The 16,262-nt window shown below is 54.5% G+C and carries 15 protein-coding genes; 14 read left to right on the forward strand and 1 reads right to left on the reverse strand.

The genetic code is table 11. The features are described 5' to 3' along the window. Window positions 1-7: 7 nt before the first annotated feature. Together rplM and rpsI are read left to right on the forward strand one after the other, a co-directional pair. Complete coding sequence (rplM, locus tag AB1763_03825; protein MEW5831946.1) at window positions 8-430, forward strand: 50S ribosomal protein L13; 423 nt, start codon at window positions 8-10, stop codon at window positions 428-430. A 9-nt stretch (window positions 431-439) separates the two neighbouring features. After that, window positions 440-829, forward strand: coding sequence for a 30S ribosomal protein S9 (gene rpsI / locus AB1763_03830; GenBank protein ID MEW5831947.1), 390 nt, complete (start codon window positions 440-442; stop codon window positions 827-829). 169 nt (window positions 830-998) lie between these two features. On the opposite strand, the gene AB1763_03835 is transcribed toward rpsI, so the two are convergent. Continuing rightward, window positions 999-2,903 carry an LTA synthase family protein gene (locus AB1763_03835; protein MEW5831948.1) on the reverse strand — a complete coding sequence of 635 codons (1,905 nt, stop codon included), beginning with the start codon at window positions 2,901-2,903 and terminating at the stop codon, window positions 999-1,001. Between the two features lie 111 nt (window positions 2,904-3,014). On the opposite strand from AB1763_03835, the gene AB1763_03840 reads away from it, so the two are divergent. The 12 genes from AB1763_03840 (at window position 3,015) to AB1763_03895 (ending at window position 16,170) form a co-directional block, all read left to right on the forward strand. After that, window positions 3,015-3,401, forward strand: a complete 387-nt coding sequence (locus AB1763_03840) for a PepSY domain-containing protein (GenBank protein MEW5831949.1) — start codon at window positions 3,015-3,017, stop codon at window positions 3,399-3,401. Continuing rightward, entirely contained in the window at window positions 3,398-4,591 is a 1,194-nt protein-coding gene (locus AB1763_03845) for a TolC family protein (protein ID MEW5831950.1), read from the forward strand. Before AB1763_03840 ends, AB1763_03845 begins: the two co-directional genes overlap by 4 nt. Further along, complete coding sequence (locus tag AB1763_03850; protein ID MEW5831951.1) at window positions 4,588-5,640, forward strand: efflux RND transporter periplasmic adaptor subunit; 1,053 nt, start codon at window positions 4,588-4,590, stop codon at window positions 5,638-5,640. Before AB1763_03845 ends, AB1763_03850 begins: the two co-directional genes overlap by 4 nt. Next, window positions 5,640-8,699, forward strand: coding sequence for an efflux RND transporter permease subunit (locus tag AB1763_03855; GenBank protein ID MEW5831952.1), 3,060 nt, complete (start codon window positions 5,640-5,642; stop codon window positions 8,697-8,699). Before AB1763_03850 ends, AB1763_03855 begins: the two co-directional genes overlap by 1 nt. Further along, a complete protein-coding gene (locus AB1763_03860) occupies window positions 8,696-8,983 on the forward strand; it encodes a DUF3240 family protein (GenBank protein ID MEW5831953.1) in 288 nt (95 codons plus the stop codon). Before AB1763_03855 ends, AB1763_03860 begins: the two co-directional genes overlap by 4 nt. 2 nt (window positions 8,984-8,985) lie before the next feature. Further along, window positions 8,986-9,639, forward strand: coding sequence for a response regulator transcription factor (locus tag AB1763_03865; protein MEW5831954.1), 654 nt, complete (start codon window positions 8,986-8,988; stop codon window positions 9,637-9,639). Then, window positions 9,623-10,828: a hypothetical protein gene (locus AB1763_03870; protein MEW5831955.1), complete on the forward strand. Its 1,206-nt coding sequence runs from the start codon at window positions 9,623-9,625 to the stop codon at window positions 10,826-10,828. The genes AB1763_03865 and AB1763_03870 overlap by 17 nt, the downstream gene beginning before the upstream one ends. Before the next feature lie 108 nt (window positions 10,829-10,936). Then, entirely contained in the window at window positions 10,937-12,496 is a 1,560-nt protein-coding gene (locus AB1763_03875; protein ID MEW5831956.1) for a phosphoethanolamine--lipid A transferase, read from the forward strand. After that, entirely contained in the window at window positions 12,483-13,178 is a 696-nt protein-coding gene (locus tag AB1763_03880) for a phosphatase PAP2 family protein (GenBank protein ID MEW5831957.1), read from the forward strand. Before AB1763_03875 ends, AB1763_03880 begins: the two co-directional genes overlap by 14 nt. A gap of 89 nt (window positions 13,179-13,267) precedes the next feature. Beyond that, entirely contained in the window at window positions 13,268-13,993 is a 726-nt protein-coding gene (locus AB1763_03885; GenBank protein MEW5831958.1) for a carbonic anhydrase family protein, read from the forward strand. Window positions 13,994-14,029: 36 nt separating this feature from the next. Further along, entirely contained in the window at window positions 14,030-15,529 is a 1,500-nt protein-coding gene (locus tag AB1763_03890; GenBank protein MEW5831959.1) for a peptide-binding protein, read from the forward strand. Next, complete coding sequence (locus AB1763_03895; protein ID MEW5831960.1) at window positions 15,526-16,170, forward strand: HAD family hydrolase; 645 nt, start codon at window positions 15,526-15,528, stop codon at window positions 16,168-16,170. The genes AB1763_03890 and AB1763_03895 overlap by 4 nt, the downstream gene beginning before the upstream one ends. Window positions 16,171-16,262: the final 92 nt, after the last annotated feature.

Raw genomic sequence — 16,262 nt, forward strand, 5'->3', positions numbered from 1 at the left:
GCTCGTGATGAAATTTACAAAAATTGCCACACCAGAGCAAATCGAGCGTAAATGGGTTTTGATCGATGCGGAAGGGAAAACGTTCGGTCGTCTCATGACAGAAATCGCTACCCGTCTTCGCGGAAAAGACAAACCGTATTTCACCCCAAACGTTGACTGCGGCGACTTCGTCGTCGTCATCAACGCGTCAAAAGCGGTTATCAACGGTAACGGTAAAAACGCGACCAAAACATACCACCGCCACACCGGTTACTTCGGTAACGTCAAAAGCGAAAAGTTCGTCGAACTGATCGCGACAAACCCCGAGAAAGTATTCAAACTCGCGGCTCGCGGTATGCTTCCCAAAACGAAACTGGGCCGCGTAATGCTCAAAAAACTCAAAGTCTATGCAGGTGGAGAACACCCACACTCTGCGCAGATCGCTAAGTAAGGATAAACGATGGCAAAAACGTATGCAACCGGCAGAAGAAAAACTTCGATCGCAAAAGTATGGCTTGCTCCGGGTACAGGTAAAATCACTGTAAACGGTCTTTCACTCGACGCTTGGCTCGGTGGTCTCGAAGCGAAAAAACTGCGTGTTACGCAGCCTCTTTCACTGACAAAACAGGATACATCGGTCGATATCGTCGCGACAACGCTCGGCGGCGGTTTTTCAGGACAGGCCGATGCGCTTCGCCACGGGATCTCTCGTGCACTCTGCACTTTCGATCCTTCGTTCCGTGCGATTCTCAAACCTTTCGGTATGCTTACCCGCGACTCTCGTGTCGTCGAACGTAAGAAACCGGGTAAACGCAAAGCGCGCCGTTCTCCTCAGTTCTCGAAACGTTAATCGTTTCTTTCTCTCTTCGGAGAGAGCCCCTCTTTCTTCTTCATCGATTTTCTTTTTCCGATTCTTTTTTCTTTTTTTACCGTGACCTTCATCGGCTTTTTTCCCTATCGAATGCAGTTTCATTCCGGCCGATCGGCTCTTTGGATGGAAGGACGGGAAAGCCGCGCGTTTAACGGGCGCGGAAAAGTTTTTTGCTGTACATGTCATCCAAAACGGTAATAAACGCCAGAAGATCTTTTTCGAGTTCGGCGTCATGGGCCGAGGGGTGCAGGCGAGCCTGTGCGTAGAGGAACGTTTCGGGCGCTTTGCCCGGCTGCACAACGGCGATGCGATCTTCGGAGCGCAGGGCGAAGGTATCGTTGAACATCATCAGCGAAATTTCCTGTTTCGCGTCGCTGAAGACCGAATGCCCCAGCACCGGATAGGTCAGGTCGGTTCCGATCAGATCAAGCGCCGTGGCGAGGACGTCGGGTTGCGAGGAGAGTTTGTCGAACGTCTGGGGTTTCAGCCCCGGCGCGACGATCAGCGCGGGGATATGGAACATGTTGACCGGGACGACGTCGTCCCCGTAAACACGGACGTTGTGGTCGGCGACGACGACGAAAACCGTGTTGTTGTAATACCGCTCTTTTTTGGCCAGTTCAAACAGTCTTCCGACGGCGAAGTCGGCGTATTTGACCGCGTTTTCGACTCCGTATTTTGGTTTGCCCGGTAGAAATTCGATTTTTCCTTCGGGGAGTTCGAAGGGGGAGTGGTTCGAACTTGAAAAGAGGACGCTGACAAATTTCTCCCCTTTGGCGGCGTGTGCTTTGAATTTTTCGTTCGCTTTCATGACGAGGTCTTCGTCGCTTACCCCCCAGGTACTGACGAAGGTGGGATTTTTGTAGTCTTTTTGCTCGATCACTTCGTCAAACCCGTTCCCAAGGTACCAGCCGCGCATGTTGTCAAAGCGCCCCTCGCCGCCGTAGATGAAACTCGATTTGTATCCGAGCGGTTTGAGCAGGGAAGCGACGGTGAAAAAGTCGCTTTGGGATTTGTTGCGTTTGACCACTTCATCCCCAGCGAGGGGGAGCCATCCCGACGTCACCCCGGCCAGTCCCCGGATACTTCGGGTTCCGTTGCTGTAGAGGTTGGTAAAGGCAAGCCCTTCACGGGAGAGTTTTTCCATGTTGGGCGTCACGGCGGCGTCCCCTCCGCAAAATCCGACGAACTGCGCTCCCATCGACTCCTGGATGAAAATGACGAGGTTTTTGGGCTCTTCGGAAGGAAAACGGGTCGGTTCGCTGCGGGTGAAGGGGAGGGGCGAGCCCAGCGGGATGTTGAGACGCGCGGAGACCCGGGCGTAGGCTTCGCGCACGTCCATTTTGCCGTAGCGTTTGAGGATGTCCTCTTCCTTGGCATAACTTTTGTAGGCATATCCGACGCTGTAAAGGGAGTTCTTCGCGATTTCGTTGGCCAGGCGGTTGGTGCTGTAGAGGGCATCGGAGATGTTGGCCGGGCGGTGGCCGAAAGAGGAGCGGATTCCGATGAAAAGGACCAGCAGGATCGGAAAGAGCAGCAGCAGTCTCTGCCACTGCGGCGGTTGCATCGCTTCGACGAAACGTCGGGGGAAGAAGCGCACGTAAGCCCATGCAGCGAATCCCATCATTACCCCGGCGAGGGCGAGTTGCAGCGGGTACTCTTTGAGGATCATCGAGCTTACTTCCTGCGGGTATTTGAGATATTCGACGAACAGGTAGTTGGGGCGGACGTCGTACTGCGCGACGAAGGGGAACGTGGCGTTTTCGACGAACAGCGCCAGCAGGAGGAAAACAAGAACCCACCCGTCGATGAGGCGTTTGCCCCATGCTGCTCCGCGGCGGGGCATCGCGGTGAGGATCAGGGCGGGGATGACGAGGATGATCGAGACGGCCATCGTATCGAGTTTGAGACCGTAGAGAAAACTGAGGAGCGATTCGGCAAGCGTGATGTCACCCAGACGGTCGAAATAAAGGAGATAAAGCCCAAGCCGCCCCAGAAAAAAGAGGGCGATGAAGAGGAGGTAGAGTTTGAAGAGTTCTTTGACGATCCGCACGTACGAAATCCTGATTTTGGTTTTAAGATACAGAGTTATATCATAAAAACAGGTAATAGTTTCAAAGGGTTCCATACACCGTTTCTAATGATTTTCTCATAGTAAAAGCCTATGATTACGGATAAAGATCAGGAGGTTCCCATGCGTTACGCCCTTTTGCTTGCAGCGTTGCTTTCTTCGGCGGTTTTCGCCCGAATCGATTCGTCGGTCAAAGTTCCGGCTCCTCTGCATGAACTCGCCGTTTTCGGCAATCATGCCTCCCATCCGGTCCAGAAGATGAAAGTGCGCCAGCAGCTTCAACGACTTGCGCCCCTGAGCTGCGAAGAGGTGAAAACCAAACTCTCGGCACAAGGTTTTCGGATCGAGCAGATCGCTCTGCGCGACGTTGCTTCGAATCTGCTGTACGTCGGATGGGGATACGACACTAACGAGAAAGCGGTCAAAGTGTTCGTCGATCCGGCGACCGGCACGGTCGTCCACCGTGAAGAGCGCTCATGATACTTCGGAGTTTTTGGACCGCCGCTTTATTGGCGATTCCCGCGACGCTGGGTGCGATGACGTTTGACGAACTCAGTCGTATCGCTTACGAACGCTCTCTTGAACAAAGCGCGGCGCAGGGGCAACAAGAAGCGCTTCAGCATGAAAAAAGCGCGTACGGTGCATTCGAACCGCTTTATCTGGAAGGGGCCACACGCCGCATCCGTGCCGACGATCCCAGTGGGAATGGGAACGAGTATTCGATGATGGTGGGCATGACCGCAAAAAATCCGTGGGTCAAAGAGGCCAAAAATGCCGAGTTCGATGCCGCCATCCGTAGAGCGCAAGGGGATTCTGAGCTTCGCAAGACCCTGATACAAAGCCGTCTCAAGCACGAGTACCTTTTGGCGGAACTGGCCCGGGAAGAGGCGGAAATCTACCGCCGAAAACAGGAATCGGCCGAACAAGGGTATGCGATCGCGCGGAAAAAACACGAAGCGGGGAGAATATCGCAGATGGAGCTTGTCCGGTTTGAGACCGAGCTCGGCGTCGCCCGCAAAGAGGCATCCGAAGCGCTGATCGCCTACCGCACGCACCAGGATACGCTCCGCGAAATGACCCATATTGATACCGAAATCCGTGTTGACGATCTGTCGTTTCGGTTCGTCGATGCCGGGACTTGGGAAGAAACGATCAAACGCTCGGCGGTGCTGGAGCAGTTTTCACTTGCCGAAAAAGAACTCTCCTCGCAGATCGAAACGCTTCGCCGTTCGATGGTCGAAACGGTCGGCTTCGGTGTGGGAATGACCCGCGAACCGACGCAGCACAGCGTCGATGTGCGCGTGAGCATCCCTTTGTCGTTCGGAGCGAAAAACGAGCGCCGTATTGCGGCACTGATGGCGATGCGCAGCGCGGCGGCGGCTCAAAAGGAGCTGACCGCCCGAAAACTTTCCATTGCGGCGGAACAGTCGTTCCGCAAGCTCGGAGAGTTACAGCGCCTGATCGGGGAGGCTTTGGCGATGCAAAAACGGCATGAAGCCCTTCATGTAATGGCGGCTAAAGGGTTCGAAGGGGGCGTGGTCGGACAATTCGAATACCTGGAGACGAAAAACCGTTTTTACGCTGCTCAGGCCGAAACGCTTCGGCTCAAACGCGATTATCTGGACGAGATCGCCAAAACGGAAGAAAAAGTCGGGAGAATATGGGAATGAAAATTTTAGTGATGGCGCTTTTGTGCAGCGTTGCGGCTTTCGGGACGATCAAAATGAGTGACGCCCAGATTAAAAAACTGGGGATCAGGGCTCAAAAGGTGCAGTCGGTTCAGAGCGACACGATGGGCCCTTTCATCGGGACGTTCGATTATGCCGACGAACGCTCGTCGGTCTATACCCTCAGCAGCGAAGCGACGGTGGCCGGGGTCGTCAAAAAACCCGGGGACGCGGTCAAAGCGGGAGAGATTGTGTGCACCATCGCTTCATCCGAACTTCTCGCGGCCAGTTACGAACTCACCGACGTGCGGCAGCGTCTGAAAATCGTCCGCGAATACGCCAAAAAAGACGAAGCGCTGTTCCGGGAGGGGGTTTTATCGTTGCGTGAAGCCCAAAGAAGCGCCCTGGAGGTATCGAGCCTTAAAGCCAAAGAGGCCGAAGTATCCGGTCGTTTCCGGTATGCGGGAGCCGACAGTCGCCCAAGTGAGGGGATGACGTTTGCCATTCGGGCGAAGAGAACGGGCGTCATCTCCGAAGGGCCCGTCATGGGGGGCGAAAAAATCGCCGCGTTCGTTCCGTATCTGAAACTCTCGGATGCGTCGGTACTCAACGCGCTCATCATGGTTCCCCCCAAGCAGCTCGCTTTTATCCGAAAAGGGGCAGCGGTGAACGACAAAAACGGAAAACGGATCGGGACGATTACCTCGGTCTCGGTCTCGGTCAATCGGATGAACAATTCGGGTGCGGCCGTCGCGCGGATCACGAACCCCGATCCCTCTTTCCGCGCGGGTACGTCGGCGGAGATGTACATTGCGGCGGTTGAAAAAAGCCGCTGGGTGCTTCTGCCTCGCTCGTCGCTGACCAAATACAAAAACCGCGACATCTGTTTTGTCCGGGTTCAAGGGGGATTTGCCCCCAAAACGGTCGAAGTACGCAAATACTTCAAAGATCACGTCGCGGTAAGCGGCGAGGGGTTCACCCCCGCAACGCAGGTGGTCAGCAGCGGAACCATTTCGCTCAAAGGCGCGCTCGGCGGAATGGGATTTGAGTAATGCTAAACGCCCTCATCGAATTTTCGCTTAAACAGCGGCTGATCGTCATCCTCCTCTCCCTGGCCCTGTTCGGGTACGGGGTCTATTCGTTTCTCAAAATCCCCATCGACGCGTTCCCGGACATCTCATCGACCCAGGTCAAAATTATCATGAAAGCACCCGGAATGACCCCCGAAGAGGTTGAAAACCGGGTGGTAAAGCCGATGGAGGCTGAATTGCTCGGGCTGGAAAACCAAAAACTCCTCAAGAGCACTTCCAAGTATGCGATTGCCGACATCACGATCGATTTTAACGACGGTACCGACATTTATCGCGCCCGTGCGCAGGTGGCCGAGAAACTCTCTGCCCTGCTCCCCGATCTTCCCAAAGGGGTAAGCGGCGGAATGGCCCCCATCACGACGCCGCTGGGGGAAGCGTTCATGTTCACCGTGGAGGGGAACATCACCCAGTCGCAGAAACGGGAGTTGCTCGATTTCGTCATCCGTCCCGCACTGCGCGGGGCCAAAGGGGTGGCCGACGTGAACTCCCTGGGCGGCGAAGCCCGGGCAATCGTCGTTCAACCCGATTTTCAGGCGATGCGCAACCTTGGGATCACCCTCAGCGCCCTCGAAGAGACCCTCTCGAACAACCTCAAAAACGACGGGGCGGGGCGCGTGGACGCTTATGAGGAGAGTTATCTCGTCAAAGTGCAAAGCGGGGTCCGGGAACCTGCCGAAATTGCCAATATCACGATCCATTCGCACAACGGGCCGATCCGGATCGGCGATTTTTGTGCGGTCGAGGAGGGGGCCCGGACCCGGCTTGGTTACGTTACCAAAGACGGAATCGGCGAAGCGACCGAGGGGTTGGTGTTGACGCTCAAGGGGGCGAACGCCCAGGAAACGGTCACGCAGATCAAACAGCGCCTCGAAGCGCTCAAGCCCCAGCTCCCGGAGGGGATCGAAATCGTACCGTTTTATGACCGTAGCGAGCTGATCGAAAAAGCGGTTTCGACCGTCTCGAAGGCACTGGTCGAAGCGATCGTTCTGGTCATAGTGTTGCTGATGCTCTTTTTGGGCGATCTGCGGGCGGCGATCGCAGTGAGCGTCATATTGCCCTTTTCCCTCGCGATCGCTTTTGTAATGATGAAATATTTCGGTCTCAGCGCTAATCTGATGAGCCTGGGCGGGTTGGCCATCGCTATCGGGATGCTCGTCGATTCGGCGGTCGTCGTGGTCGAAAACGCTTTCGCCAAACTGGGGGAAGGGGAATCGTCGCTGCCGAAACTGCACCAGGTTTACCGTGCGACCAAAGAGGTTTCCGCCGCCGTTTTCAGCGGTATTTTGATCATCGCGGTCGTTTTTCTGCCGCTTCTGACGCTCGAAGGACTGGAGGGGAAACTGTTCGCCCCGGTTGCGATGACGATCGTTTTCGCACTCTTCGGATCGCTGCTCCTCTCCCTCACGCTGATTCCGGTGGTGTGTTCGCTCGTCCTGAAAAGCACCCCCCATGAAGAGACCCGTTTGGGCCGTTTTTTCAACCGTCTCTACGCTCCGCTGCTCGATTTTTCCCTGAATCGCAGCCGGACGCTTTTTACCGGAGCGGTAGCCTTTTTGGTGATAAGCTTCAGCTTGTTTTTGTTCGTCGGGAAAAGCTTCATGCCCACCCTGGACGAGGGGGACATTATCCTGGGGGTCGAAACGCCCCCTTCTATTTCGCTCGAAAAATCCAAGGAGCTCAACCTCCAGATCCAAAAAGCGATTCTCCGGCACGTTCCCGAAGTCAAAAGTATCGTCGCGCGGACCGGTTCGGACGAGCTTGGGCTTGACCCGATGGGATTGAATCAGACTGACACGTTTATCACCCTCAAGCCCCAGGACGAGTGGGAAGCCGAATCGAAAGAGAAGATCAAAGAGAAGATTCAGGCCGCTCTGGTCGATTTTCCGGGAATCAGCTTCGGGTTTACCCAGCCGATCGAAATGCGTGTTTCGGAGATGCTCACGGGGACCCGAGGAGACCTCGCGGTCAAGATTTACGGCAACGACATCCAAGAGCTTAACCGCCTCAGCGAGGAGATCGCCGATACCCTTTCGGGGATGAACGGGGCAACGGAGGTGTTTACGACGCTGAACGAGGGGGTCAACTACCTCACGCTCAAACCCAACCGGATCGAATCGGCCAAAACGGGAGTCGATTCTGCCGAGCTTGGACTGTTTTTGAAAGTCGCGCTGGAGGGGGTCAGTGTCGATGAATTGCCGATCGGCAATGCCAGGATTCCGGTCATCATGCGGATGAATCCCGAAATCGCTTCGGACATGGAACGCTTCAAGGCCCTGGAACTTCCCATGGCGGAAGGGTTTGCGGTTCCGATTGCGAGTATTGCCGATATCCAGACGAGTGAAGGGGCGCTCAAAGTCGACCGCGAAAACGGCGAACGTTTCAGTACCGTCCGTTCCAACGTCGAGGGGCGCGATTTGGTCGGTTTTGTGGAGGAAGCGAAAGAGAAAATTTCCCAAAACGTCCGTCTCCCCGAAGGATACCGGATCGTTTACGGCGGCCAGTTCGAGAATCAGCAGCGGGCGGCGGCCAAACTGATGATGGTCATCCCCCTGTCGATCGCGGTCATTTTCCTGATCCTCTTTTTCACGTTCCGCTCGGTGCCGGTTACCCTGCTGATTTTGCTGAACATCCCGTTCGCGGTTACCGGAGGGGTGATTTCGCTGTTCGTTTCGGGCGAATACCTCTCCGTTCCCGCCTCGGTCGGATTCATCGCCTTGTTCGGGATCGCCGTCCTCAACGGGGTTGTCATGGTCAGTTATTTCAACGCCCTGCTCAAAGGGGGATGCGGTATCGAGGATGCGGTACGTATCGGTGCGATGCGGCGTCTGCGCCCCGTATTGATGACCGCATTTATCGCGGCGCTGGGGCTGTTGCCGCTGCTGTTCGCCACAGGGGTGGGCAGTGAGGTACAAAAACCGCTGGCTATCGTCGTTTTGGGAGGATTGGTCACATCGACCGTCCTGACGCTACTGATCCTGCCGCCGGCATTCAGACTCCTCTATGAAAGGACGCACCGATGAACCTCAAAGGGCTGGACATCTATTTCGAACTGGAATCCAAAGACGTGCTGGTTGATTTTTTACTCTCCAAAGGGTATGATGATTTTTATTTTTTCCCCTGCAGCCGCTATTCGGCCGGGGCATTGCTGATCAATGCCCAAGAACAGGTGAGCGCACGTCGCGAATACGGGCTGTTTCGTCTTTTTCTCCATGCGGACGCGGCGCAGACGCTCGCGGATGACATCAAAAGCTCGCTGAAAAACAAGAGCATCAAAATCTTCGTTCGCGAGTGTGAGGAACTGTAACCATGCGTATATTGATCGCCGACGACGAAAAAGAGCTGTTGGAGCTGCTGAAAATGTCGTTGGAAAGCGAGTGGATCGTCGATATCGCCTCGAGCGTCGACGAAGCCAAGGGGTATCTTGATGCGTTTCATTACGCCGTTGCGGTTTTCGACCGGACGTTCGAGGGGGCTGATCGGGTCAAAGAACTGATTTCGTATGCGAAATCGGGTCATGCGGGGACGGCGGTTCTCGTGCTAAGCGCTTTGGGCGGGGTTGACGACAAAGTCGAAGGGTTCGGATACGGCGCCGACGATTACCTTGAAAAACCGTTCGACATCAAAGAACTCCGTGCGCGCATTGCTGCCCTTTCCCGCCGTTTCGCGGTTCGGAAGCTGACCATCGAGGGGATCGAGATAGACCCTGACGCCGAAACGCTCAAACGCGAGGGCGAAGCGGTCGTTCTGAGCAAAAACGAGCAGGCCCTTTTCTTTTACCTCCTCTCCAAAGCGCCGCAGGTGGTATCGCGCGAAGAGATCCTCGACGCGCTCTACGACAACCCTCAAAACATCACCTCCAACGCCGTCGACGAACTCGTGGCGCGGATCCGCAAAAAACTCGATCCCAAAGTGATCAAAACGGTCAAAACGAGAGGATTCGTCATTGAACACGGCCTTTAATACCCTAAAGTTTAAAATCGCCTTTTTGTTTTCGCTGCTGATCGCGATCGCCTTTGCCGTGAACTGGCAGGTCGCGGCGCGGACGATCCACAGCGAAAAAATCGAAGACCTCGAACAGGTGCTCAACCATCTGCTCATCGAGAGCCGGGACGAATACCTGATCGTCCCCCCCACGCCGCAGAGCGACCTGCGTTTTCTCCACGCGATCCCGCACAACGTCCTGATCTTGAAAGATTCCGAAGCCAGCCACGTCCGTTTCCGTGTGGCTGCCGCCCCTTATGCCCCTGAGGATACCGAAGTGAGCGCTTCCGTGGCACTTTCCAACGGGATGTTTCTCAGCGTTATCAGCGACCACGACAAGATCGATGCGGCGGTGGCGAGATACGGCGCGAAACTGGCGGCCCGCTATCTCGTCTCGCTGCTGTTGATCCTCTCGGTCGGTTATCTGTTGCTGGAGCGTTACATGAAACCCCTCGCACTGCTCGCGGAGCGGGCGCGCGGCTGGAAAAGCGGCGATTCGTTCGAACTTCCCCTCGATAATCCTCCCCGGGAAATCGATGAGCTTTCCCGTGCGTTTTCCGCACTCGTCCATCGTCTCGAAACCTTTCGTATCAAGGAAAAAGTCCTTTTCAAAGAGATGGCCCACGAACTCAAAACGCCCATCGCCCTCATGCGCGCGCGGCTGGATGTTTTCGAAGGGAGCGAACGGATTTCAAAAGAGAAGATCGTCTCCGAGCTGGGAGGGGATATCGAGCGGCTGATGTCCGAGCTTAAAAACGTTCTGTTTTTTGAAAGTACCGATTTCGAAGACTCCTCGCCGTTTACAATCGATGAGATCCTCTCCGAAGTGATCGCCAAAGTCGGCATCCTGACCCGGCGACGGCATCTTGCGATCCGCATAGAAGGGCAGGGCTTTGACCTGCACGCCCCCCGCAAACTGTTCGTCAAGCTGATGACCGCCCTGATCGAAAACGCCCTGACCTACGCCAAAGAGGGGAGTACGATCATAGTCGCGCTCGACCCCGAAAGCAGGAGCATCGCCCTGACGAACGAAAAAGGGGGCGAAAAATACCTCTTCAGCTCCCGCATAGGTCAGAAAATGCTCGACCGTATCGCCCGCGAGATCGGGATCGAATACCGGATCGAAGAAGACGCAGAACGCTATCGTATCCGCCTTTTTATCCGTTAACCGACTGTTAGCCGTCGATTAGCTCTCCATTGTCCGGAGGCTGTTTAGAATACCTCTTTTTAAAAGAGGAGCAATCTTTTGTTTTCCAGAACGTACAGTAGCAGGGCCGTGATTGTCGGGGTATCACTGTGGTGGGTCATCGCGGCCAATTATTCATTTTTCCGGCATGTTGTGGAAGTTTATCCGCTTGCCTGGGCCTCGGCGTTGGAGCTGTTTTCGGTCGCTTTGGTGCTCTTTGCAAGCAGCGTACTCATATTGACGCTGTTGACAAACCGCTGGGTATTCAAACCGTTGGTTATTCTCATGTTGATGGTTACCGCGGCGGTCGCTTATTTTATGGACACATACGACATCGTTGTGGACAGTCACATGATCACCAATGTGCTTCAGACGAACGCCAGCGAATCGGCCGATTTGCTGAGCGCGAAGCTGGCCCTCTATCTCGTATTGATGGGAGCACTTCCGTCGTGGATCGTCTATCGCCTCGACGTCGTCTATCCGTCGTTTCGGAAACAGGCACTCGAAGACGTCAAAACGCTTGGAATCGTATTGGGCGTGGTGATTGTATGCCTACTTGCATTCAGTCCGTTTTACACCTCGTTTTTCCGCGAGCATAAACCGCTCCGTTTTTATGCGAACCCCTCGTATTACCTCTATTCGGTCGGTAAATACGTTTCCAAATCATTTTCACACGATTATACGGGGTTGAAAATCGTCGGAGAAGATGCGAAAATACCCGCGAGCGACAAAGATCGCGAGCTGGTGATCCTCGTCGTCGGGGAGGCGGCCCGTTGGGACCATTTTTCCCTGAATGGCTACAAACGCGAAACGAATCCGCTGTTAAAAAAAGAGGAGATCATCAACTTCTCCAATTTCAGTGCGTGCGGTACCGAAACGGCGGTTTCGGTGCCGTGCATGTTTTCCTCGCTGACCCGGGAGAATTACGAGGGGGGGCGTGCCGAACATACCGAGAACGTACTGGACGTTTTGTCCCATGCGAGGGTTAACGTTCTGTGGCGGGACAATAACTCTGATTCCAAAGGGGTTGCCCTCAGGGCGCAGTATGAGGATTTCAAATCCCCCGACAAGAACCCCCTCTGCGATGTCGAATGCCGTGACGAGGGAATGCTTGCAGGGCTTCAGGAATATATCGACGCCCACCCCAAGGGGGATATCGTCATTGTCCTTCACCAGATGGGAAATCATGGACCTGCCTACTACAAGCGCTATCCGAAATCCTTCGAGAAGTTTACCCCGGTCTGTAAAAGCAACCAGCTTGAACAGTGTACTCCCCAGGAGATTACCAATGCCTACGACAACGCTATTTTGTACACGGATTATTTCCTTTCGCGCGTCATTGCACTGCTAAAACAAAACGATGAAAAATTTGAAACGGCGATGTTTTACGTGAGCGATCATGGTGAATCGCTCGGAGAAAAAGGATTATACCTTCACGGCTTTCCGTACGCGATCGCCCCTGAAGCACAGACACACGTTCCGGCCCTGATGTGGTTTGGAAAGAATTTTGCGATCGATAGGGCGACGCTGCGAAAAAAAGCGCAGCAATCCTATTCCCACGATTCGTATTTCCATACGGTTCTTAATTTTACCGAAATCGACAGTAAGGTCTACAACCCTGAATTGGATATTTTGTATGGCGTCCACTAAAAACATCCTGCTCACCGCAACGCTTCTTGTATGCGTCATCCTCTTTTTCGGATGGAATCCCTCCGTCGATGTGTGGGTCCAGAACCACTTTTACGATCCGCTGAATCATCGATGGCTGATTGTGGAGGGGGAATGGCCTTGGCTCGATTTTATTCTGTACGACGGTATAAAAAAGCTTTTGATCGTTATCTATTCGGCCCTTTTGCTGGTTGTCCTTTTTGGATACAGAAAAAACTGGGTCCAGCGTTACCGCAGGGCGATCATCATTCTGGTACTCTCAGGCATCCTCGTTCCCTCGGTCGTGGTGGGATTGAAAACGCTGACGAATGTCCCCTGTCCTCGTGACTGGCAGATGTATGGCGGCGAATACCCGCATGTCGGGGTACTGGATTCCTATCCTGAAAACTTTTGTCGGGAACACCGTATCCGATGTTGGCCTGCCGGTCATGCCAGTTTCGGCTTTTCGCTGTTGGCACTGGTTTTTGCCTTTAGACGCAAACAGGCCAAAATTCTGGCACTGATCGGCACAATGGGGATAGCATGGAGCATGGGAATTTATAAAATTCTCAAGGGCGACCATTTTCTCAGCCATACGATAATCGCGATGATTATGGGATGGCTGATTATCCTTCTTATCGTCCGTTTGATCGATCTCCTGCAGCGTGGCAGGCGTGTTCAATGAAATTGAACGTTTTACCCAATTAATTTGATTTGACCCGTCCCGTCGTTCCCCGATACAATAAGTCCTACTTATTTCAGGAGAATACCCGGATGAAAACGATCCTTGCCTTATCGGTTTCGGCGCTTTTGCTATGTGCCGGAGCCCACGCCGCAGAACACCATCAGCCCCATTGGGACTACGACGACCACGGGCCCGCGCACTGGTGCGACTTCAGCGCAATCTGCAAAGACGGAAAAGCCCAGTCGCCGATCGACATCAAAACCTCGGAGACCGTTTCGATCGCCCCGTCGCACGTCATCAAACTCAATGAAAACGTCCAGGCTTCAAGCCAGATCGTCGATAACGGCCACGCCATCCAGGTCAACGTCGAAAACGGCGGGAAAATCACCGTGGAAGGGGTCGATTATCAGCTGGTGCAGTTCCATTTCCACGGCAAAAGCGAAGAAAAAATCGACGGCAGACAGTACGATCTCGTTGCCCACATGGTACACAAAAGCGCGTTCGGGAACCTTCTTGTCGTCGGCGTCTTGTTCGAAGAGGGGAAAGAGCGCAACGCGATCCTCGACACCGTGATCAAAGGGGTCGGAACCAAAACCGTCCTCAACCCTGCCGCGCTTCTGCCAAAAGAGAGCGGCCGCTATTTTCATTACATGGGTTCGCTCACGACCCCTCCGTGCAGCGAGAACGTCCGCTGGTACGTGATGAAAGAGATCCAGAGCGCCACACCCGATCAGATCGCGGCAATGCGTAAATTCTACGACCACAACTACCGCCCGGTTCAGCCGCTCAACGGCCGTGTCGTCGAATCGAAATAGGTTTTGCTATAATCTCACCCAAAAAGCGGGTTGAGATTGAAACTTTTATTCCTCCTCATCCAAAGCGTCTGGCTTGCTGCCGCGACGCTTCACCTGAGTGCCTCGTCCAATCCCGCACGTCTCAATCCCCTCATCGCCACCGATTCGGCCAGTTCGTCCATCGCCGGATTTTTGTTCAATTCGCTCGTGAAATACGATGAAAGCGGGACGAAAATCGTCGGCGACCTCGCCGAATCGTACCGTTTCATCACCCCGACGCTGATCGAGTTCAAGCTCCGACGCGGCGTGCTATGGCACGACGGAGCACCCTTTAGCGCCCGCGACGTCGCTTTTACCTACGAACTGATCCGCTCCCCCAAAGTGATCACCCCCTACGCCAGTGATTTCCGGATCGTCAAATCGGTGCGGATAATGGATGAATACACCCTGCGCGTCGCTTATGAAAAACCCTATTTTAAAGCATTAGAGATATGGATGATGGGGATCGTCCCGCGTCATATCCTCGAAAAAGAGGGTGACGTTATGGGGAGCCGCTTCAACACGGCTCCCGTCGGAACGGGTCCTTACGTACTCAAAAAACTGGAGTTCTCCAAGCAGATCGTTCTGGAGGCCAATCCCCGCTATTTCGAACATCCGCCCAAAATCGGGAAAATCGTTTTTCACGTCATTTCCGATCCGATGACCCGCTTTTTGATGCTCAAATCAAACCGGATTGACGTCAGCTCTCTCGAACCGATGCAGTACGAACGCCAGTTGGACGGGGCGTTTCATAAACGTTTCAAAACGCTGGAACTCCCTTCCCACAGCTACACTTACCTTGGGTTCAACCTGCGGCTCAAAAAATTTCAGGACCCCCGTGTCCGCGAGGCCCTCTCGCTTGCCATCGACCGCAAAGCGCTGATCGACCTGCTCTTCCTGGGGCACGGCAAAATCTGCACCGGGCCGTTTCTCCCCGGAAGCAAAGGCTATAATGCGAAGGTAAAAGCCCCGAAGCGGGATCTGGCCCGCGCCAGGGCACTGCTCAAAGCGGCGGGATATGATGAGAAAAATCCCCTTTCGTTCGAAATCGCCACCTCCAATTCCAACATGATCCGCCCCTACGCCGCCGAGATCATGCAGCGGCAGCTTGCCGAGGTCGGGGTTCGGGTGAGTTTGCGGGTGATGGAATGGCAGGCTTTTTTGAATACCGTCGTCGCCCCCCGGAAGTTCGATACGGTGCTACTGGGATGGGCCCTGTCGCTCACCCCCGATCCCTACGCGCTGTGGCACAGCGACAGTGACGTTCCGGGGGGATTTAACCTCGTGGGGTACCGTTCGTCCAAGACCGACCGGCTGATCGAGGAGATGGAGGGATCGGTCGACCCCGAAAAGATCGCTGCGCTGCAACGGCGTATTTATGAGCGTATCGCGCACGACAACCCTTATCTTTTTTTGGTGGTGCCCAATGACATCAATGTCTACAGCCGCTCGATTCGCGGCATCAAACCCACCATTAACGGGATCTGGGAAGATTACATCGACTGGGAGAAACAGTGAACACTACCATACTTTTTGATCTTGACGGAACCCTGATCGATTCGACCGAGGCGATCGTCGAGAGCTTCCGCCATTCCCTGGCGTGCCACGGAGACGTCGGGGAAGTTTCCGAATCGCACATCACCTCCCAGATCGGCCACACACTCGAGACGATGTTCGCCGCGGTCGGGGTACCCGATGGGCGGATCGCGGCGCATGTCGAAACCTACAAACTCCATTACCGCGAGATTTCCCGTTTCAAAACATTCCTGCTTCCGGGGGCAAAAGAGGCGATCGAAGAGGCTGCGGCATTTGCGCGGCTGGGGATCGTCACGACGAAAACGGGGCTTTATTCGCGGGAATTGATGGAGCATTTCGGGGTCATGGGGTATTTCGAGGTGCTGATCGGGCGCGAACACGTCGAGAACCCAAAGCCCCATCCCGAACCGATTTACAAAGCGCTCGAAGCGATGAAGCGTCCAAGGCACACCGCATGGATGATCGGCGATACCCGGCTCGATATCGAAGCCTCTGCCCGGGCCGGCATCGGATGCGTCGCCGTGACAAGCGGATACGATAACGCAGAACAATTACTAACATTAACGGATATTATACAACCTGATGCCCTCGAAGCGGTCCGTTTTATCGCTGCACGGGGCTGAAAGTAACACTTTTCCTTTCCGCGTTTCCCTCCCATAAAGTGAAAAGCTACATTTAAGAGCAACTTTCATAAAATACACGCATTGATAAAAAT

The organism is Campylobacterota bacterium, from assembly GCA_040752835.1.
GTDB lineage: Bacteria > Campylobacterota > Campylobacteria > Campylobacterales > Sulfurimonadaceae > Sulfuricurvum.

Excerpts from the sequence above, each read along its gene's own strand:
- AB1763_03885 (MEW5831958.1), top strand. The coding sequence starts at position 13,268 with ATGAAAACGATCCTTGCCTTATCGGTTTCGGCGCTTTTGCTATGTGCC.
- AB1763_03840 (MEW5831949.1), top strand. The coding sequence starts at position 3,015 with ATGATTACGGATAAAGATCAGGAGGTTCCCATGCGTTACGCCCTTTTG.
- rplM (MEW5831946.1), top strand. The coding sequence starts at position 8 with ATGAAATTTACAAAAATTGCCACACCAGAGCAAATCGAGCGTAAATGG.
- AB1763_03865 (MEW5831954.1), top strand. The coding sequence starts at position 8,986 with ATGCGTATATTGATCGCCGACGACGAAAAAGAGCTGTTGGAGCTGCTG.
- AB1763_03860 (MEW5831953.1), top strand. The coding sequence starts at position 8,696 with ATGAACCTCAAAGGGCTGGACATCTATTTCGAACTGGAATCCAAAGAC.
- AB1763_03845 (MEW5831950.1), top strand. The coding sequence starts at position 3,398 with ATGATACTTCGGAGTTTTTGGACCGCCGCTTTATTGGCGATTCCCGCG.
- AB1763_03850 (MEW5831951.1), top strand. The coding sequence starts at position 4,588 with ATGAAAATTTTAGTGATGGCGCTTTTGTGCAGCGTTGCGGCTTTCGGG.
- rpsI (MEW5831947.1), top strand. The coding sequence starts at position 440 with ATGGCAAAAACGTATGCAACCGGCAGAAGAAAAACTTCGATCGCAAAA.
- AB1763_03880 (MEW5831957.1), top strand. The coding sequence starts at position 12,483 with ATGGCGTCCACTAAAAACATCCTGCTCACCGCAACGCTTCTTGTATGC.
- AB1763_03855 (MEW5831952.1), top strand. The coding sequence starts at position 5,640 with ATGCTAAACGCCCTCATCGAATTTTCGCTTAAACAGCGGCTGATCGTC.